We start from the raw sequence: 16,968 nt of genomic DNA on the forward strand, positions 1-16,968 counted from the left end.
TCATGCCGCCTTTTCTTTTGTTAAACTGGTGTGGTTGGGGCATCCGCCCTTGGTGCGGTTGACCCGGTGCTTGTATTCCCAGCATCGGCCTTGCACGCGCCCGCTGCTGTCGTCCTCGACCATGTTGGTGCAGGTGACGCATTTGGGTTCGTGGCTCTCGACGATGGGACGGTAGCGGCTGATCAACCGACGCCCCGGCTCCGAGACGTGGGTTTTCATCACGCTTTTATAGGTGCCGATTTCCATTTCCAGCAACCGCACCGTCTGCTCAAACTCGACTTTGCTCAAATTGGCGTTGGCGAGGAGCGTCATGTTGTCGAACAACTCTTGGTTGAGCCGGTGGATCTGCTCATTGTGCTGCTTGAGCAGGGCGGCATGGCAAAGGCGCTGGAGGGGGCAGTTCATTCGGCAGGCACCTCCGTTCGTGCGGCGGTCGGGGTGGAACCCGACCCTCCATACAACTTGAAAAACTGCGCCGCGTTGGTGGCGGGCACCGAACATGGAACCTCCACCGAAATCCAGAGGCCGGTCGAGAGGTTGGTGGTGGTGAGCATTGGCACGCTGAAATCAAACGTCGGCACCGGGCGGGGCGGGTGCCAACCGGGCGGGGTCAGTTCCAGATGAACCGGCGCGATGGTCTGCAAACGCGCCACGCTTCCGATGGTGCGGATATGCACAGGAACCGTGTTGGTGGTCGTGGCCTTGCGGAATGTTCCGCGCAACGCGGGAGCCGGGGTGGAACCCGGCCCTCCATCCGGCATCGGCGGGCCGTTGGTCGAGCCGATGCACTCGGCAACGAGCCAGAGCAGGACGGCGGGGATTATGACGAGGGACGGGCGCATCATGGGGTATCCCATTTGATGTAGTCCGGCGCGGCGAGGAATGTCCCGTTGGTGTAGACCGCCACACCATCTGCAACGTGTCCATAGTAGTAGATCCAATCCTGCCCCGTGGTCATCACCCGGCCGCCCATCTGGTAAGTCTGATTTCCGACTCCAGACTGGTAGACGCACTGCCGCTTGTTGAGCGTGTCAACATGGGCGAACTCGCAATCAACAACCGTCAGCGAGGAGTTGGTGCAGGTGTGCAATGTCAGTCCGAAATTATCCCCCGCCCCCGAAGCATGGAATCGACCACCCTCAACCGTGATGTTGATATTTGAGGCACTCCGCCAAGTCCATATAAACTGATAAACCGCAGTATTGTACGAGGTCGTCGTGCCTGCCTGGAACACGTACCGCTGGGTTACGTTGTCGTCGGGATACATCGTCTTGTTGATGAGCGAGGAAGTCTGTACAAAAATCGTCCCGCTGAAATCGCTCGGGATGCAGTCGAAATCCGGCCCTTGCACACCGACGATTTCGTCCAGGTTATCACCAACCACGATCACGTTTGGGTTGCGGGACAACTCTGTGCGCAATGCATTGCGGCCCGTTTGGACACTCAAGTCATCCATCGACCCCACGATCATCGCGCCGTTGATCTCGCCAACACCGGCGAGGAATGGCCGTTCATCGTCCTGTGCTCCGGCTGACGCGGGGAAGAGCGCCAGATCGTTGGCTGTGCATGCATCCAGTATCGAAAGCGACCCCACGTCGAAATAATCAATTCCGTCGTACACAAATGTGCAGTCATCAAAAACAGGCGGGAGCGCGCCGGCGTCATGCGTGGCCAACATGCCTGCCGAGTTATTGCTCCCCAGATCGCGTAAAACGAAGCCACACCCACGGAAGACCACGCCGCTGGCCTCCGCCACGGCCACAACCATCTTGGCTCCGGACGAGTTATTCTCGGACATGTCCCACTGGTAGCGGCAATCCTCCACCACAGCATTGCTCGACCGGCTCAATACCAGTCCGTAGCGAGAATCAAGTGAGGCTACATCGCCGGTTGTGGACTGGTAGAAGTCGATTCCGGTCATGATGAAATTGGTCATATAGGAGGCGTCCAAACCACGCTCATTGGGCACCAGGTTGGGCAGGGTGATATTGATGCGCGGGCGCCCGATTCCGGCCACGCGGATATTGTTGCGCGCACCGAAATGCGAGGTTTGCGATCCCAACTCGTTGTAGGTGCCGGGGTGGACGACGAAGCTGTCGCCATCCTGCGCGTCTGCGAATGCAGCGAACGGCGAGCCGTACCAATGCCGCCCGTCGGCTGAAATCCTCTCCACTCTGTTGGTGTAGCCGCTAGCCTCCGCAACAATCTCGGCGGAGTTGGTGAGGGTGCCGGATTGCGCGATGTAGCGGTCGTCGTTGTAGCCTTGGTTGCCGACCCCCTGGTCGCGTACCGGGTCGCCGGTGAGTTCCATCCACCCCGTAACCGTCACCCCGTCATCATCCACGACGAGCGTATTATTCTGCAATGGCCCTCCAACGGTGACCTGCGTGGCGCTATAGATGCCGACGTCCGCCCCGGCCTCGGCGTCCAGCACGGCGGAGTTGGAAACGGTTGTGCCGACATACTCGGCGATGGTGGTGGTGGTGCCGTTTTCGTCCACCATCTTGGTGGGTTTGGCGGCAAAGAGGGCGAGCGGCAGTAGGGCCGCTAATAGAAGCAGTTTCTTCATGGCAGGTTCTCCTTGATTAAGATTCGTCGGCAGCAGTCACTTCAGCACCGTCGCTGGTTGTCCACGCGGCTGCACTTTCGTCCCAGTAGATGGTGTAGCCCAGCGTCGTCACCCGCACCGGCTGAAGATCGGTCGGGCTGGCCGGCAGGGCCGCAAAGTTCGCCACGCGGGTGGGTTTGAACGAGGCCAGCAGGGCGGCGGTTTCCGTCTTGCTGTAATAGTCCTCGGCGGGAATTGGATCGGGATCGCCGCTGCCGGCGTTGATAGTGCCTTTGCAGACGACGGGAAAGTCGATGCTCCAAACCAGTTCGTCCACGTCGTCGCCCTGAAGTTCGAATGTTCCGCTGATCGATTTCTTGGTATCGACCGCCGCCTGGAATTCCTCGGTGTTGGCATCGAGCTGCACCACGATGGTGCCGGTGCTGGGCGTAATGGAAATATTAGCGTCGAGCGTCTTCACCATCACGGTGGTGGTGGTGGAATAGTCCTTGTCGATCGCGGCCTCGTAGGCCAGCGAAGCGTCGAGCGTGGTATCGACCACCGGCACGCCGCTGGCATCCAGCCCAGTAATGCAGATGATGGTTAAATCCACCTTTTCGCGGTAGCGGATCCAAGGGTATTGGGCGCGCGGTAATTCACGGCCTCGGTCAACGTCGTAAAGCGTTCCGGTGGTAGTGTTGTAATAGACCGTTTTCATAGATATACGGTGGCAAGGCCACCTTCACTTTTCCAAGTTTACAGAACCGCAAAGGCGGGTTTCACCGCCCCTGCGTTGAGATTTCACGACTTAACGAAGTACGGCGCGCCAAGATCGCGCGGCTTTGGATCGCGGCTAAAGCACACGATCCGCGCATCCGCCGGCACGTCCCACTCCAGCTGGTTGCGCGGCCACAGCACCATGCCGGGCATCACATCCGCCACCACGTTCGGCACAATCCCGCGCTCCGCCAAACGCTGCGAGAAGTGGATGTCCGCAAAGCGAATGCGCTCCGGCGCTTCCGGCTCAAAGCTGTCCATCATAAACGAGAAGTCGCCGTTCCAGGCCATGATCCCCGAGCCATACCACCCCGGCACATTGTTCGGCACCGCATGCAGCATCATGATCCGATCCGTTCCGCCCAGCGCATAGTGCGCAAGGTCGTCGATGTTCCCGGGAATGTAGGTGTCCAGATCCAGATAGATGCACGGCCCCGTTTCGCGGAATAGATCCAGCTTGTCCCACCACGTCGGACGGCAACCCACCAGCGCAACGTCGGCAATCGCCGGATCGTCCGAATAGCAGACAAACTCATGCTCCACCGTCAGGCTTTCTGCCACCTGCCGCTTGAGGTTCCGCACGTCGTCGGCATCGTAGGCGCCGCCCGTCCGCAGCATGCACACCACCCGCAGCTTGCCGGAGCTCCGGAGGCGCAGGCGCTGGGGTTCCGGCAGCTCGCCAAAGCGCACCCGGCGGCTATCGATCTCCGGATGGTTGGCAATCGCCTCCACCGCCCGGTCATACATCGGCACCGACTCCGCATCGTTCTGCGCAATCCACTTCCGCCGGCGAAGGTCTTCCAGCAGTTCCGCTTCGTCGCGCTCGCACAGGATCCACTTTGCTTCCGGGAACGCCTGGTGGAACACCGGCGCCATCAGCGCCAGCATCGGCAGCGCAACCACCACCGGCTCCGCCAAGTCCCACCCCTCCCGCCGCAGGATGCCCAGCAGCAGATCGCGGAAGTACGGCGGCTGCCAGTGCGGCTTCGCAAACGGCACCGGCGCGCGCTTCGGGTTCAAGATCTTCTTATCCTTCCCCTCCAGCTTCTTCCCCGGGAAGAACTGCTCAAGGTATGGCGCAACACACAGCTCCTTGATCTTCGGGTTCTCGTGCGTGTTGTGGATCGCCTGGTTCAGCGTCCGGCCCGCAAACGCCCCCTCCGCCTTCAGCAGCCCTGCCGCAAGGTTCAGCCCGCTTCCCGGCGCGCCCGTCACAAACGTAATGTCCAGTTGCTTCATCCCAACACCTCCTCGATTGTGGTTTTCGGCCAGAACGGCAAAGTGGAGTTGGGTGATGCGTTCACCACCTCAATGCCCCCGTGCGCCTCCAGATCCTCCCAGACCGATAGCGCATACTTCCGGTGCATCCGGTAGGTTCCATCCTTGCTCCCGCGCTCCTCGCGCTCGTACCAATGATGGGCGTCCGACTGCCCGCACATATCGAACCCGAGCAACACAATTCGAACCGCACCCAGGTGCACCGCAATATTCATTGCACCAAGCCCCGAATTGCGGTTGATCCCGATCCGGCTAGAGTCCTCAAACTCGACTCCGGAACCCATGCCGCCCAGCAGCTTGATCCGCTCATCCGTCACCAGCTTCTGGCACGTCGTCACCGTGCCCGTGTAGGCCTCCAGTTCCGACTGGTGCTCGATCCACCACTGCAAGTCCGTGAAGTGGCACCAGTCCACCAGCTCCGCCCCCAGCTTGAACGCCTCGTTGCAGCCGATCACCATCTTGCCGCGCAGCGCCTCCGCATGTTGCGCCGGATCAAAGCTCGGGCCGCCGCCCAGGATATAGACCGTGCCACCCTCGCACTCGCGCGGAATGTGCCACCGATCCTGCCGACGCGGGAACAACGGCGGCAACCCCGCATAACTCGTTCTCAACTCTTCTGCCCTAACCATACCTGCCTCCAATCAAACCAATAGAATTTCGCTGCCGGCCTCTTCCGGCTCCGCCGTGGGCGGGAATGTTTCCGGCTGCGTCGCAACTTCCGTAATCACAGAAAGCAACGTGCGCGTGCTCGACATCGAATAGGTCGGCACCCATGTGGTGAACGTCCCCGAGGTCTCCCGCCAATCCTCCGCAACCTCGAGCTTCCACGTCTGCTTGTACCCAGTGGACATGCGGTCGAAAACCATCGTGTCAGCGCTCTTTAGCGTCTCGCCCGTCGTCTGCGCCGTTGTGAAAAGGATCGTCTCATCCAAGGTCGGTAGCAACGTCGTCGCCAGTTTATCCGTCTGGCCATAGACATCCGTGTCCGTAAGCCGCCACGTCAGTTTCGGAACCGTGGTTTCTTCATAGGACGGCAACGGCTTCACACTCCAGGTCAGGTGCTCGCCGACCTTCGTCAATTCCTGCCATTGGTTGCCGGATCCATCAGACCAATCCGTCCAATCATATTCGTCGGTATCCCACCAAACGGTTATATAGTCGTAGCCCACTATCGTCTGTTTGAGGGAATGCGTTGCGAAGAACTCAGTGGTTTCAACTTGCCCGATCACGGTATCGACCTGCGTCGTTTCCAGATGCGCCGTGTCCTTCGTGGTAGGCAGCACCGTGCCCGTCCACACCGTATCCTTCATGGTCGGCATAAATGTCTGCTCGGCCTCGGTTTTCAGGATCGTCTGCATCTGCTCGGTGGTGCGCAGCACCGCCGAAAGGTATTCGTATATTGTCGTCCACTCGTAGGTCGTCATGGTCTGTGTGAACGTCCGGCGATCAAAGACGGTGTCAATGATCCCGTTGTCGCGGCAGGATTCAAGAAACCACAGGAAGTCCGCCAGATCCTCCGTCAGCCATGGCCCCGCAATCTGATCCATGCGCGCGCTGCTGTACTTGTTCGCCAGGTATTCGTCGCGCGGAATATCCTCTTCCAGACTGAACGGATAGAACACCGCCGGAATGTTCTGCGCGCCTTCGGCCAGCAGTTGCTCCGTGCTCTTGCCTTCGGCCAGCCCCAACTCGATCTCGGTGCCCGGGCTGAAGCGGAAGCCCCAGCCGCCCCGGCTCTTGCTACCGACCCCGGCCATTGTGAAAATCCACTTCAGGCTCGGCTCGCCACCCTTCCACGGACACTTGAACATGCCCGTGTCTTGCGCCGCCCAAAGATCGCGAAGCAGGAACGGCGCGTTATGCTCCAGCTGGTGCTGTATTAGATGGAAGAAGTTCAACTTGCCCGACTCGTTCGCGTCCGTCGTCAGCAGCGGCTCGTCGCCCGTCAGCCATGTCTCGTTCCGGTAGGCATAAATACCGGCATAGATGCACCCCGGCTGAACGTCGGCGAGTTGCAGGCCGGCCATCGCGCCGCGCAGCTCCTCGCGTGCATCAACGTGCGCGAAGTTCCGCCAGTCCTGCGGGGATTGAATGACGGGTGCGCCGGCCATTAGTGCAACCTCTCGTATCCATTCGCATGGTAGAGCGCCTTCCACTGGTCGTCCTCGGAAAGCTCCAACTCGGCCACCTTGTCCGTGTCGAGTTCAAGCACAACGGACATATGCCGCTTATGCGCGCTAGTGATTTCCGGCATGCCCGTGGCCAGCGCGGAAACCACGCCGTTGTTAACGCGGGTGGTGGTGCCGTCGCCTTTTGCGCGGACGCGGTCTAGTTCGGCGGCCAGTTCGTTGAGCCGGTTCTTGAGCTCCACAACCCAAGGCGGATCACTGGCATCGATTGGAACCATTGGAACCATTAGTTGTCCCACCCGATTGCCGAATACTTAAAAACCGACCGGCGCGAAACCATCGGTTCGCCATCGTCGTTCACGCCATCGCTGTCGATACTGACGCCTGCCACCAGCCATTTGCTGGAATCCGCTCCGGTCATTCCCGCCGGCGCGGCGGTCTTGCCAACGTTCAACGAGGCCAGCACACCGGCCTGGCTCCACACAAAGTTAGCGATGAATTCCTCATAGGTGTATTCAATGCCGCCGATGCCGATGGTCTTGTATCCCTCGGCCTTCTTAGCATCGCGGCTTGACTCGGTCAGGAAGCCGGAGGAAACCAGCCGCTCGTCATCGATCGGCACCTCGCGCCAATCCGAACGGCTCGACTGCCGGGTCTGGCCATCGGTATGGGTGCTGATGGTGCTGCCGGAACCGAACGGATCTTCGGGCGAATAGTTGAGCGTCACCAGCATAATGCCGGTGGCCTGCGTCGGCGTAATCGTGGCGCTCTGCAGCTTCATCTCGGTATCTTCGTACGATGAATAGGCATCCGGAATGAAATCCTCGGCCTTTTCGCTCACGATCTGAAACTTGTCGGTCAGTTTCCAGGTCTTGCCCTCGCGCCGCTTGACGGGGTAGCCCTTCACCTGTACCGGGGTCTGAAAATTGGTCTCTGCTGACAAAAACATCATGCCTCCTAAATCGCAAAGCTGAACGAGCCACGTTCCTGGATGCCTTCAACCACTTCCTGCAAAAGCTCGTTCGTCTTTTTCTGTTCGGTAACCTGGTCGCGGCTGTTCTGCGTCTTTTCCTGATCGCGCTGTTCGGAGCCGGTTGCACTGCCGGAAAGCGCGTGGTTGATCCGCAGTGCGCCGGTCATCATTCCCCGGATTGGCTCCGCCATCTTGGCAATATTTGCCATGGCGTTTTCGGTCATGGCAAAATCACCCGCCATCTTGCTGGATTGGGTAAGCTCTGCTATGTCGGGAATTTCGAAATCGAACATTTTACGGCCTGCCGAAAATAGGTTTTCGAATTGATCGGGCAGAATTGCCTTCATCCGATCGCGCATGCGTTCGGCGAAAATCTCGCCAAAGGTATCGCCTTCGGTGGCGGCATCCTGGTGCAGGATCCGGCGGTCGGCTTCTTCGATGGCTCGGCTGAATTTAAGCACCCCTGCGTCGTCGCCCAATGCTTCGGCAATTGATTTTTGCGCCTCGAAAATCTTCTTTGATACCCTCGCGCCGAAGCTGAATTTTTTATCCAGCGCCTCCGCAAAATCATAGGCGGCAATGCTCGTCATGATGCCGGCCAACACCACATTGATTGCCCCGGCGGCGGTGGCGAAGTTAGCCACCAGCAACGCCAACCCGCGCGTGATCGGAATCAGCAGCCCCGATTTGAATGCAACGGTGATGCCCAGGAACGCAATGCCGGCGTTTCTCACCGCATCGCGTTCGGCGTCGGTCATGGCGTTGAAGCCTCCGACAATATGGTTGATGGCATTCACCACGTTGGTGGCGAGGTTGACGAACCCGGTCATGATTGCAGTGGTGGCGCCGCTTTCCCGCAAAGCCACCATGCTGGAGGTCAGGCCGGCAACGCTGTCGGATACGCTGTTGAGGTTGATGCCCTCGATCAGCAGTCCGCGGAACGAGCCTTTCAGCCGCGTGGTTTCATCGACGAATCGGGCGGCGGCGGCGGCCTGGTCGGCATCAAAGACAATCCCGAGCCGGTCGGCTTCGGCCTTCATCTCCTTCAAACCCTTGGCGCCGCCAGAAAGCATAGGCAGCAACTGGATGCCGTTTCGGCCAAACACCTTCAAAGCCAGCGCTGATTTTAACGATGCGTCCTTGATGTCGGCCAAGCGCGTAAGGATCAGATCAAACCTCGCGCCGGGGTCGAGGTTTGCCAGATCCTCGAAGCTCAATCCAAGGTCGCCAAGCGCGTCAGTATAGGTCTTGGTGCCGCGCTTGGCCTCATAGAGTGCCGTACCCATCGCCTTGAGGCTTTTCTCCATGCCGTCAATGCTACCACCTGAAAGGGCGGCGGCGTGGGCATAGCGGGAAAGCTCGTCTGTCGCAATGCCGGTGCGCTTCGACATCTTGTCCATGGCATCGCCGGCCTTGGCAACAGAGTTTATTGCAGCGGTTCCCATGGCGGCCAGCGCTAGGCCGGCCACCGCCGCCATTTTGCCAATCTTCGCCAGCGGGGCACCGACGTTTTTCTTGAACTTGTTCACGCTTCGCTCAAGGTCGCGCACGGCGTCGCGCGCTTCCTTCGAGTTTAGGCTGATTTTTCCTTTAAGATGCGGAGCCATCGCCGGCGTCCTCCAATAGTTCAAGAATCTTTTTCAACTTGCCTGCTTCCCAGTCCACCCGCTGCCCCATGCGCTCCATATAGGCCGCCTGGCAGCGCATAACCGTTGCAAGCGGCGTGAGCCACAGGGCTTCCATCCGGGGCAGGCCAAGGACGGAAAGGCAAAACTCAAGGCTGGCCGCTAACCAGTCGCGGCCTGCGACTCCCCCGACCCATCACCTCCAGCACTTTCCACCACGGCCATGGTGTCGCGGAATTCCTGCAACATCGGGGCGGCGTCTTCAACCATCCTTGTGGTGGCCCCCAGGCCGAAGCCGGAAAGCCATTCGATGTTGATCCTAGCCCATAAACGTTCGGCGTCGTTGGCATCGCGCCAGAGCTGGGCAATGTCTTCCATATCCACCTGCACCAGGCAATAAATGATCAGCAGCGCCACATCGATGTCGGTCATGGGAATGCTGGCCTTATCTAATCCCATCGCCACGCGCTGCACGATGCGGAAATCGGCCATACTCAGGGCACGCGCCGGCATTCCCCCGATCATCAGCGCGCCGTCTGGTGCCAGGTCGGTGAGGCTTTCTTCCTCCCGCGCCTCGACCGCTGCTTCAGCGGCCTCCAGCGCGTTCTTGTCGATTTGTCCCTTGGTGTCCATGGTTTACGCCGCCGTGGTGAAGCCTGTGCCATAGTTCTTGGCGGTCAGCGTGCCTTTCATCCATTGCCCTTCGGCACGGACACGCGAAACACCAACCACGATGTATTCATCCTGAAACTCGGAATCGGTGATGTCGGAAATCACGGTTCCAATCAGGGCATCGCTGGCCAGGCTGTTCGTGCCCTTGATGGCGAAATCAATCTGAAGTTCGCCGGCAATGCCTTCGATATTCGTGGCCACGATCGCACCGGTTTCATCTTTCAGCGGCGTTTCTTCGCTGCTGTGCGTTTCGCTGATGCTGGTGATGATCACGTCGTAGGCGGTCTCTTGATCGACGCCGAACTTGACCCCGCTGATTGTTGCTAGTTTTGTCGCCATGATGGCCTCCTGTTGTTAAGTGGCCTCAATTGCCACAAAGGCAATTTCGGCGGTTAAAATCTCTCGTTGTTCCTCTTCGTCGGCCTCGGGTTCCTCGGGCAAGAACATGATGCCCTTGGCTCCAATGTTATCCGGCAGCTCGGCATCCAGCGCGGCCACGGTGAGCGCGGAACGCACGGAAGAGAGATGGCCAGAAAGCGCGGCCCGCTTCGTATCTTTCAAAATGTGGGTTGCAATCACGATGCGAACGCCGACGCTGTAAAGGATGTCGCCCTCCAGCACAGTACCCACCGGGCTGGCCGCACAGGCGCAATAGGGATAGGCCAGCGGTTCGGGAACGGTTTCGCCGGGCGTGTCGTCCACCAGATAGGCGCGCACGTTCAGGCCGTCGATGCTACCCAGCACCGCCGCAATCGCGCTTTCAATCTGTTTTTCTAGTTCCATGCCCGTTCAAACTCCTTGCTGACCTTGCGGTCGAGGATGGCCTGCATTGCGTTGGCCGCCTTGTTGTAAGCGGTCGGCAAGATGGCCGGAAACGCCTTCATCATGTAGCTTGTAAAGTTTTCAATGGTGATGCTCGGCGCATGCGTATCCATGCCGCGCTTTTTGGCCGTGCCCCAGCTCGCACCGCGTCCACCGCCGGCCACAGCCTTGGTCTTTCCATTCAAGGTGCGGAAAACACCGTTCCAACTGTTCTTTGCCGCGCCACGCATCTTTATGACCCGGCGCGGATCCCGCAGCGCGTTGGTCGGCAGCATGCGGTCGGGCTTGCCCTTCTGGTTCTTCACCACGATCAGCCACTTGGCACCGTTCTTTGACGAGTTCGGCACAACATCGCGGTTTTTCTTGCCGATCTTGGAAGAGGCCCGCCCCGAAGTGGCAAAGCGGATGGCGCCATATTTGACGGTATCGGCGGCGCTGCGCTGCGACTGATCAAAAACGTTGTCGAGCGAGCGCTGAAAAGCACGTTCGCTTGCATGGTCAAATTGTACGCCATCAACCATCGATTGCCTTCAAATCCAATTGCCACCGCGCCCCATACGGATCTTTTTCGGCGGCGATGATGCTGTATTCCGTGCCGTCCACCGTCACTAGGCGGTTCGGCTTGATTTCGCCCATACCGTGGCTGGAAAACCAGACGCTTAACTCGTAGGCCGAGAACAGGCCGGAAAACGCCATGTCGGGGTCGATCTTCACCAGTCCCTTGGTGGCATCCACCGCCGTCTTGCCGTCGTAGACAACGGAAACGGAAGCCCCGCCGCGCATACGCGCCACGCGATTCCCGCAATCCCGCATAATTTCTCTGGTCAGTCCAGGCATGATGCTCCAAGTTCAAAAAGCGGGGTGACCGGGGCCAAGGGAGGAATAAACTCCCCGGCCACCCCATGAATTACGCTACAACCGCCTCAGTCGAAGTGATGGCATCCGTTACAATGATCGGGATTCCGTCTACTTCGGTCGGGCGCGGTGCCGGTGCGCCGGTGGCGTTGGTGGCCGTGCGGCTTTCGCGCAGCATGCGCAGGCCTGCACGGTTCATGATGATGTGCGTCGGCTGGCGATCCGTCGGGAACATTGCAATTGCATTGTAGATCAGATCGTCGGTCAGGGTGTCGCCGGTAGCATCTTCAATATTACAGATGCGCAGTGCGCTAAAGACAGAACCGAGCTGAACGCCGAGCCATCCCATGATCGACATTGCCAACACACTAAGCAGCTTGGTGTCGTCGGTATCGTCGGTGTTAATTACCGTTTCGAACACATCAGAAATATCGAGGTTGCCATCCTGACCAGCAACAACCGCAATATCATCGTCAGTCGAGCGCACAATGTAGCAAGAGGTTTGCACACTGGCGGTGGAACCCGTTGCCTTCAGAACCATATTGGAATCGATGCCATCCTTCAGAGCGGCAAAACCATCGGAATCGTTGCCGGTTCCATTGATGATCTGTTTTTCCACCATAGCAAACGCCGCGCGGATTGACTTGACAGCCTCACGGGCCATATAGGCAAGTTTTCCTTTCGAGTAACCGAGGGCAATCGCCTTGTCGCGCTCAAACGATGCGTCCAACACCTTGAGCGTGGCGGTAACCAGGGTTTCCTGTCCTGCGGCATTCGCGCGGCCAGTATTCACATCGCGGAACGCTGCGCCTGGTGCGACGGTTTCCTTCAGATACTTATGCAGCGTACCGTTGGAAGCTTCCTTTGCGAAAAGTGCGGCCAATACCGGCGCGCTTTCCAAAAGGTCGGAAACCTCGATGTCATCGAGATTCATATCGTTCATCTGGATCAATCCAGCGAGGGTGTTTGTGATTTCAGCCATTTTACTGCTCCTGCGCTATTGCGCTTTAATTTAGATTACTTCCGTTTGCCCGAAATGACCTCTTCCATAGAGATCTTCTTGCCTGTGTCCTCTCCGAACTCTGCCGGGTCGGCACCTTCTTCGCCCAGTTCGGCCACCTTGGCCTTGAGGGCTTTGTTTTCCACGGCGATGGCCGCGTAGTACGCTTCCTTCGCTTCGGCATATCCGCCGCCGGCTTTAAAGGCCGCTGCGGAAACCTCGGCGCCGAATTCATCCACGCTGCGCGCAAACTCTTCGGGGTCGATGGTTCTGGAAGGCTCCGCTTCCGACAGTTCGGATTCTTCGGCTTCGGGCTCTTCGGAAGGCTCTGCTTCCTCGGACTCTTCGGCTTCCGCTTCCTCGCTGGTGGTTTCTTCTTCGACAACTTCCACGGCTTCGGTCGCCTCGACCTCTTCCGTGGATTGCGTTTCTTCAAGTTCTTCGGCTTCGGTCGCAACTTCGGCAGAAGTGTCGTTTTCTGTGCTCATGCTTTGCTCCTGTTCGTTGCGATACGATAAGTACCGCTTCATGAATTCATCCATCTTGTCGCCATACTTGGCCATGGCTTCCAGCACCTCCGGCGAATTTTCGAGCAGGTCGAAAACGGCGGGGTTCTGGTCGAGAAAATCGGTAATCAATCCGGCTGGCGTTTCCTGGGCAAAGGCGGAAAACAGGCCATCGTTGGCGGCGGGTTCGTCCACGCAATCGCAGGCATGGAGCTTTTCGCATTCGACAAAGATTTCCTCGGAAAGCTCCTCGGCTTCATCCTCGGAAAGTCGGCTTCCATCTTCGCGGGTGTACCAGATTTCACACCCATACATACTTTCCCGAATGTGCCGATATGCTTTTTCACCATCCTGGGTTCTTCGATATGATTTACCCGGCGTAAACACGATCGAGGTGCCGAACATGTCGGCCTCGTTTTCCGCCATCGAAAGAATATAGGAATACAGATCGCCGTTGGGCGTCTCCTTGGCGCTGTTGCTTAGAAACAGATCCGCATAGCAGCAGTCAACCTTTGATCCATCGTCGCGGATAGTGGTGCCTTTGCTGAAATTCTTGAAGCGCCCGACAAAGGTGCCGAGGGCCGAGCTGCACATGTTGGGGTGACCAAAGCGCGCCTTGAGTCCTTGCTTGGTCTCGGAACCTTGCTTAACAAGGGTATCGATAAATTCGGAGTCGAGATGGACGCCATGCCCTCTTGCTTCGCCAACGGAACAAACCTTGACGCCGGCAATGATTCCTTTTTCATGATCCACCTCTGCGGGCTTGCTTTTTAAGTAGCCGGTATCAAACCATTTTTTACTCATTGCCGTCTCCTTCTTCCTGCCCCTTGGTCTCTTGCCCTGGATCGCCAATCGCAACGGAAACTTTGCGCTTTTCGATTTCGCGCTCTTCTTCTTCGAGTTCGCGGACAATCTTCCGCCAGTCGCCAAGGTTATATTTCTGACAAATGCGCTGGCGGCTCTGAATGCCACCGGCCACCGCTTTTAGTTCTGCTTCGATCTGGCTTTTGGGGTCGTACCAAGGCTGACCGGCGGGGATCCATTCCACTGCCCGCACCAATTCCCGCGCGTCGGTAATACCGGCGGCCTTCATCAGTTTCGCCACATCCGGCAACCGCGCCCATGCGGCCACCTTCCACGCGGTGTATTGATTCAGAAAACTTCTGATCGACTCGCGTTTCTGTCGGCAACTTTCCTCGTAGTCGTTGCGGTCGATGATCCGCGCAGAAAAAGAGGACTTCATCGAGTCATAGAACGTGTAGGGAATATCCAGCGCCAGCAGTCCGGCCCGAATCATCACTTCTGAAAAATCGAGGAAACCCGAGTTTGGCGTCTTGCTCTCGATGGTGTCCGCGCCTTCCCCAGGTTCCAGTCGCAGCAACTGAGGGCCATCCATGAAGTTGATTTCAGCTTCGCCCGCGTTCGCAGTGCCGGCACTCGCCGCCGTACCGAACTCGTCGCTGCCGATGTCGCCTTCCTGCTCGCCATCATCATTGATGCCGGTATCCTCTTCATCCAGTTTTTGACTGATCGCGATGCCGAACAGCGCATGCAGTTTGATCTTTAGCAGGGTGAAGTCCCAGTTCTCATAGAGGTCTTGAAAGGTGGTGATGGCCGTCGTCAGAGGACTGATCCCGCGCGTCTGATCGAACCGTTGGAAGTAACCATCAAAGATACAGTACTTCGCGTCCACCATGTGCGAGTAGACCAGATCACGATCAACGCGGTTGGTGATTGCATATTTCTTGACCGCGCCATATTGATCCAGCACCAGCCCATTGTCATTGAGCGTTTTCGGTCGGTTTTTTTTCGGGAAAGTCGCCGTGGCCCCCGCGATGCGATCGCCCTCGATAAACTGCAGGTTTCCGGTCTTCAGCATAACCGCAAGGGCATCGCCATCCGTTGCGCGGTGCGATTCCCACAAACGCAGAGCCCGACGACGGGAATGCCGCTTGCAAATGTCAAAGTTTTCCTTGCGGCCATGCCATTCGAAAAGCTGGTTGAGCTTTGCGTCCAGCGCATCGTTTCCTGTGCGGATTAACACATTGAAATCAGTCACATAATCCAAATGCTTGCGAACCATCCACGCCACCAGCGAAAGATTGCGCATCTGGTCGTGAACGGTGCCGGTCAGCTTGCGACGATCGCGCGGCTTTAGCATTGCGTCTTCGCTCATTGTCCGAGTGGCTGGGGCTTTGCGTTGCCCCTTGCTTTGGATCGCGTTATATTCCAGGCTGGTTTTTTTAGACATTATGCACCCGGAAAGTTTACGTTATTGAAAGTGTTTTGTCGGCGCTTGTTGCGGGCCAGCGAACGCTTCAGATCCTTCTCGCGCTGATACAGCGTGGAAAGATCGGCCATGGTGACGGTCTCGTCGCCCATGCGATAATTCTGGACGCCGCCCTCGATCGCCTTGATCGCCTCGCGCACGCTTCGCAACTGTTCCGCCGTTGTCATGCTTCTGAAAAAGCACGGCGCACAAAAAAAGCGCAATCCACAGATCGCGCTTTCAAATATTTCACTTTATTGGCGTTGAGAATTCAACCAACGTGACCCTTGACAGTCGTGATATGGTACATTCTAAACCTAACCAAGGGGGCATAGTGAAAGAATTCTGGAATACAACCGAATGCGGAACATGGCTGTTTAACCTAAAAATCGAAGACGAAGTTGGCCGGCTAACGGCAACGCGAATTACAGACGATGGATTTTCCTCGTTTGATGCCAAGCCCATTGAAGGCGAAAACGAAAAAGTGATCATTGCCGCCGCTGAGGTTGCTGCCAAGGAAAAGGCTGGTACAGAAATTTTGCTGGTCACGATTAATGCGGCAAATCAAAAACCATACGCCATCCTAAAAAATGGCAAGATCGCAGCAAATCCTGTACTAGCAGCCAGCGAAGACGAGGCACTCGATCAAGCCTACGAACTGCTTCAACCAGGCCTACCACAAAAGGCATCGCACGCCCCCGGAGATTCTCCGGACTGGCAAAGCGCAATTACTGTCGCAAGAATAACGAGCTAGTACGGCATCAGCCCCGTCTTGCTACCCAGATTCACCAGCTCGCACTTGCGCCGAAGCGCGTGCCGCTCAAACAGCAAAAACCAGATATGCAGCATGTCGTTGCTGAAGCGCAGGGGATCGGCGTTGCCACTGCCATAGAACGTATTGGCCGAGCCCTTGGGATAGTCCATCGAACAGCCGACAAACGAAATTTCGTCCGGTTCGAGCTCGCCGAGGATCCAATACGCGGCATTGAAAAACATGGTGGCCCCGATGCCGAGCTCCTGCCGGCCAAAGCGTTCGCGCTGGATGTCGCCGTCGTATTCTTGGTAGCTGATCGGCTCCACATGCGCCGGCAGTGTACGCACAAAACCCATGTACTTTTTCAGCCACGACGAATAGCTCTTTTCGGTCGAATATTCCATGTGCTTCAGCCGAATCTTTTCACGCAACAACCCCAATGCCTTAGCTTCATTCATGATAATCACCTCGGTTTAATACACGACACATGTCGCTCAATCATTGTTCGATTTACGGATCTCATCCATGCTATGCGCCCATTTAATTGCCTCACCTAGTTTAAGCCTGAGTTCTTCAGCCGCCTTCAGCGTGAATTTTTCAGTCCCGTGGCGAGAAACGATCCCGATAGGGAACTGAGCGTCATATCTTTTTGTAACGTCTATATTCATTTTAACCTCCAATCGAACCAGAACATTGAGCGTACTGTGAAAACGCCTGATTCCTTGTTTGTAGCTTGAGCGCACAGCCGCTCATGTTAATC

23 protein-coding genes are annotated in these 16,968 nt (G+C 57.5%); 1 reads left to right on the plus strand and 22 read right to left on the minus strand.

The genetic code is table 11. The annotated features are described in order from the left end of the window. The 20 genes from E9954_RS16265 to E9954_RS16355 form a co-directional block, all read right to left on the minus strand. Entirely contained in the window at positions 1 to 405 is a 405-nt protein-coding gene (locus E9954_RS16265; protein WP_136080363.1) for a hypothetical protein, read from the minus strand. Continuing rightward, a complete protein-coding gene (locus E9954_RS16270) occupies positions 402 to 845 on the minus strand; it encodes a hypothetical protein (protein ID WP_136080364.1) in 444 nt (147 codons plus the stop codon). The genes E9954_RS16265 and E9954_RS16270 overlap by 4 nt, the downstream gene beginning before the upstream one ends. After that, positions 842 to 2,569 carry a hypothetical protein gene (locus E9954_RS16275; RefSeq protein ID WP_136080365.1) on the minus strand — a complete coding sequence of 576 codons (1,728 nt, stop codon included), beginning with the start codon at positions 2,567 to 2,569 and terminating at the stop codon, positions 842 to 844. Before E9954_RS16275 ends, E9954_RS16270 begins: the two co-directional genes overlap by 4 nt. 16 nt (positions 2,570 to 2,585) lie before the next feature. After that, entirely contained in the window at positions 2,586 to 3,266 is a 681-nt protein-coding gene (locus E9954_RS16280; RefSeq protein ID WP_136080366.1) for a hypothetical protein, read from the minus strand. A gap of 83 nt (positions 3,267 to 3,349) precedes the next feature. Beyond that, entirely contained in the window at positions 3,350 to 4,564 is a 1,215-nt protein-coding gene (locus tag E9954_RS16285; RefSeq protein ID WP_136080367.1) for a hypothetical protein, read from the minus strand. After that, positions 4,561 to 5,232, minus strand: a complete 672-nt coding sequence (locus E9954_RS16290; protein ID WP_136080368.1) for a hypothetical protein — start codon at positions 5,230 to 5,232, stop codon at positions 4,561 to 4,563. Before E9954_RS16290 ends, E9954_RS16285 begins: the two co-directional genes overlap by 4 nt. 12 nt (positions 5,233 to 5,244) lie before the next feature. Then, the gene (locus tag E9954_RS16295) at positions 5,245 to 6,714 is read right to left on the minus strand and encodes a hypothetical protein (RefSeq protein ID WP_136080369.1); all 1,470 of its coding nucleotides are present in this window, start codon (positions 6,712 to 6,714) and stop codon (positions 5,245 to 5,247) included. Then, positions 6,714 to 7,019, minus strand: a complete 306-nt coding sequence (locus E9954_RS16300; RefSeq protein WP_136080370.1) for a hypothetical protein — start codon at positions 7,017 to 7,019, stop codon at positions 6,714 to 6,716. The genes E9954_RS16295 and E9954_RS16300 overlap by 1 nt, the downstream gene beginning before the upstream one ends. Further along, positions 7,019 to 7,684 (minus strand): hypothetical protein, encoded by a 666-nt coding sequence (locus E9954_RS16305; RefSeq protein ID WP_136080371.1) that lies wholly within the window; start codon positions 7,682 to 7,684, stop codon positions 7,019 to 7,021. The genes E9954_RS16300 and E9954_RS16305 overlap by 1 nt, the downstream gene beginning before the upstream one ends. 5 nt (positions 7,685 to 7,689) lie before the next feature. Then, positions 7,690 to 9,312, minus strand: coding sequence for a hypothetical protein (locus E9954_RS16310; RefSeq protein WP_136080372.1), 1,623 nt, complete (start codon positions 9,310 to 9,312; stop codon positions 7,690 to 7,692). After that, a complete protein-coding gene (locus tag E9954_RS32570) occupies positions 9,296 to 9,448 on the minus strand; it encodes a hypothetical protein (protein WP_168442330.1) in 153 nt (50 codons plus the stop codon). Before E9954_RS32570 ends, E9954_RS16310 begins: the two co-directional genes overlap by 17 nt. A gap of 44 nt (positions 9,449 to 9,492) precedes the next feature. Continuing rightward, entirely contained in the window at positions 9,493 to 9,963 is a 471-nt protein-coding gene (locus E9954_RS16315) for a hypothetical protein (protein WP_136080373.1), read from the minus strand. A 3-nt stretch (positions 9,964 to 9,966) separates the two neighbouring features. Further along, positions 9,967 to 10,341: a hypothetical protein gene (locus E9954_RS16320; RefSeq protein WP_136080374.1), complete on the minus strand. Its 375-nt coding sequence runs from the start codon at positions 10,339 to 10,341 to the stop codon at positions 9,967 to 9,969. 15 nt (positions 10,342 to 10,356) lie between these two features. Continuing rightward, complete coding sequence (locus tag E9954_RS16325) at positions 10,357 to 10,785, minus strand: hypothetical protein (protein WP_136080375.1); 429 nt, start codon at positions 10,783 to 10,785, stop codon at positions 10,357 to 10,359. After that, positions 10,776 to 11,345 (minus strand): hypothetical protein, encoded by a 570-nt coding sequence (locus tag E9954_RS16330; protein ID WP_136080376.1) that lies wholly within the window; start codon positions 11,343 to 11,345, stop codon positions 10,776 to 10,778. Before E9954_RS16330 ends, E9954_RS16325 begins: the two co-directional genes overlap by 10 nt. Then, positions 11,338 to 11,661, minus strand: coding sequence for a hypothetical protein (locus E9954_RS16335; protein ID WP_136080377.1), 324 nt, complete (start codon positions 11,659 to 11,661; stop codon positions 11,338 to 11,340). Before E9954_RS16335 ends, E9954_RS16330 begins: the two co-directional genes overlap by 8 nt. Positions 11,662 to 11,731: 70 nt before the next feature. Further along, positions 11,732 to 12,661, minus strand: a complete 930-nt coding sequence (locus E9954_RS16340) for a major capsid protein (RefSeq protein WP_136080378.1) — start codon at positions 12,659 to 12,661, stop codon at positions 11,732 to 11,734. 35 nt (positions 12,662 to 12,696) lie between these two features. After that, the gene (locus tag E9954_RS16345; RefSeq protein ID WP_136080379.1) at positions 12,697 to 13,989 is read right to left on the minus strand and encodes a hypothetical protein; all 1,293 of its coding nucleotides are present in this window, start codon (positions 13,987 to 13,989) and stop codon (positions 12,697 to 12,699) included. Next, a complete protein-coding gene (locus E9954_RS16350) occupies positions 13,982 to 15,436 on the minus strand; it encodes a phage portal protein (protein WP_136080380.1) in 1,455 nt (484 codons plus the stop codon). Before E9954_RS16350 ends, E9954_RS16345 begins: the two co-directional genes overlap by 8 nt. Continuing rightward, positions 15,436 to 15,642 (minus strand): hypothetical protein, encoded by a 207-nt coding sequence (locus E9954_RS16355; protein WP_136080381.1) that lies wholly within the window; start codon positions 15,640 to 15,642, stop codon positions 15,436 to 15,438. The genes E9954_RS16350 and E9954_RS16355 overlap by 1 nt, the downstream gene beginning before the upstream one ends. Positions 15,643 to 15,788: 146 nt before the next feature. Here E9954_RS16355 and E9954_RS16360 point away from each other — a divergent pair, with 146 nt between their 5' ends. Then, positions 15,789 to 16,208: a hypothetical protein gene (locus tag E9954_RS16360; RefSeq protein ID WP_136080382.1), complete on the plus strand. Its 420-nt coding sequence runs from the start codon at positions 15,789 to 15,791 to the stop codon at positions 16,206 to 16,208. On the opposite strand, the gene E9954_RS16365 is transcribed toward E9954_RS16360, so the two are convergent. Further along, positions 16,205 to 16,666: a hypothetical protein gene (locus E9954_RS16365; protein WP_136080383.1), complete on the minus strand. Its 462-nt coding sequence runs from the start codon at positions 16,664 to 16,666 to the stop codon at positions 16,205 to 16,207. The genes E9954_RS16360 and E9954_RS16365 overlap by 4 nt on opposite strands. Before the next feature lie 36 nt (positions 16,667 to 16,702). After that, positions 16,703 to 16,876, minus strand: coding sequence for a hypothetical protein (locus E9954_RS32575; RefSeq protein WP_168442331.1), 174 nt, complete (start codon positions 16,874 to 16,876; stop codon positions 16,703 to 16,705). Positions 16,877 to 16,968: the final 92 nt, after the last annotated feature.

This window comes from Pontiella desulfatans, assembly GCF_900890425.1.
In the GTDB taxonomy this organism is placed as follows: domain Bacteria; phylum Verrucomicrobiota; class Kiritimatiellia; order Kiritimatiellales; family Pontiellaceae; genus Pontiella; species Pontiella desulfatans.

Coding starts and splice junctions, on each gene's coding strand:
- E9954_RS16305 (WP_136080371.1), bottom strand. CDS start 7,684: ATGATGTTTTTGTCAGCAGAGACCAATTTTCAGACCCCGGTACAGGTG.
- E9954_RS16300 (WP_136080370.1), bottom strand. CDS start 7,019: ATGGTTCCAATGGTTCCAATCGATGCCAGTGATCCGCCTTGGGTTGTG.
- E9954_RS16295 (WP_136080369.1), bottom strand. CDS start 6,714: ATGGCCGGCGCACCCGTCATTCAATCCCCGCAGGACTGGCGGAACTTC.
- E9954_RS16265 (WP_136080363.1), bottom strand. CDS start 405: ATGAACTGCCCCCTCCAGCGCCTTTGCCATGCCGCCCTGCTCAAGCAG.
- E9954_RS16350 (WP_136080380.1), bottom strand. CDS start 15,436: ATGTCTAAAAAAACCAGCCTGGAATATAACGCGATCCAAAGCAAGGGG.
- E9954_RS16325 (WP_136080375.1), bottom strand. CDS start 10,785: ATGGAACTAGAAAAACAGATTGAAAGCGCGATTGCGGCGGTGCTGGGT.
- E9954_RS16345 (WP_136080379.1), bottom strand. CDS start 13,989: ATGAGTAAAAAATGGTTTGATACCGGCTACTTAAAAAGCAAGCCCGCA.
- E9954_RS16365 (WP_136080383.1), bottom strand. CDS start 16,666: ATGAATGAAGCTAAGGCATTGGGGTTGTTGCGTGAAAAGATTCGGCTG.
- E9954_RS16290 (WP_136080368.1), bottom strand. CDS start 5,232: ATGGTTAGGGCAGAAGAGTTGAGAACGAGTTATGCGGGGTTGCCGCCG.
- E9954_RS16280 (WP_136080366.1), bottom strand. CDS start 3,266: ATGAAAACGGTCTATTACAACACTACCACCGGAACGCTTTACGACGTT.
- E9954_RS32570 (WP_168442330.1), bottom strand. CDS start 9,448: ATGGAAGCCCTGTGGCTCACGCCGCTTGCAACGGTTATGCGCTGCCAG.
- E9954_RS16355 (WP_136080381.1), bottom strand. CDS start 15,642: ATGACAACGGCGGAACAGTTGCGAAGCGTGCGCGAGGCGATCAAGGCG.
- E9954_RS16270 (WP_136080364.1), bottom strand. CDS start 845: ATGATGCGCCCGTCCCTCGTCATAATCCCCGCCGTCCTGCTCTGGCTC.
- E9954_RS32575 (WP_168442331.1), bottom strand. CDS start 16,876: ATGAATATAGACGTTACAAAAAGATATGACGCTCAGTTCCCTATCGGG.
- E9954_RS16285 (WP_136080367.1), bottom strand. CDS start 4,564: ATGAAGCAACTGGACATTACGTTTGTGACGGGCGCGCCGGGAAGCGGG.
- E9954_RS16340 (WP_136080378.1), bottom strand. CDS start 12,661: ATGGCTGAAATCACAAACACCCTCGCTGGATTGATCCAGATGAACGAT.
- E9954_RS16310 (WP_136080372.1), bottom strand. CDS start 9,312: ATGGCTCCGCATCTTAAAGGAAAAATCAGCCTAAACTCGAAGGAAGCG.
- E9954_RS16275 (WP_136080365.1), bottom strand. CDS start 2,569: ATGAAGAAACTGCTTCTATTAGCGGCCCTACTGCCGCTCGCCCTCTTT.
- E9954_RS16320 (WP_136080374.1), bottom strand. CDS start 10,341: ATGGCGACAAAACTAGCAACAATCAGCGGGGTCAAGTTCGGCGTCGAT.
- E9954_RS16335 (WP_136080377.1), bottom strand. CDS start 11,661: ATGCCTGGACTGACCAGAGAAATTATGCGGGATTGCGGGAATCGCGTG.
- E9954_RS16330 (WP_136080376.1), bottom strand. CDS start 11,345: ATGGTTGATGGCGTACAATTTGACCATGCAAGCGAACGTGCTTTTCAG.
- E9954_RS16315 (WP_136080373.1), bottom strand. CDS start 9,963: ATGGACACCAAGGGACAAATCGACAAGAACGCGCTGGAGGCCGCTGAA.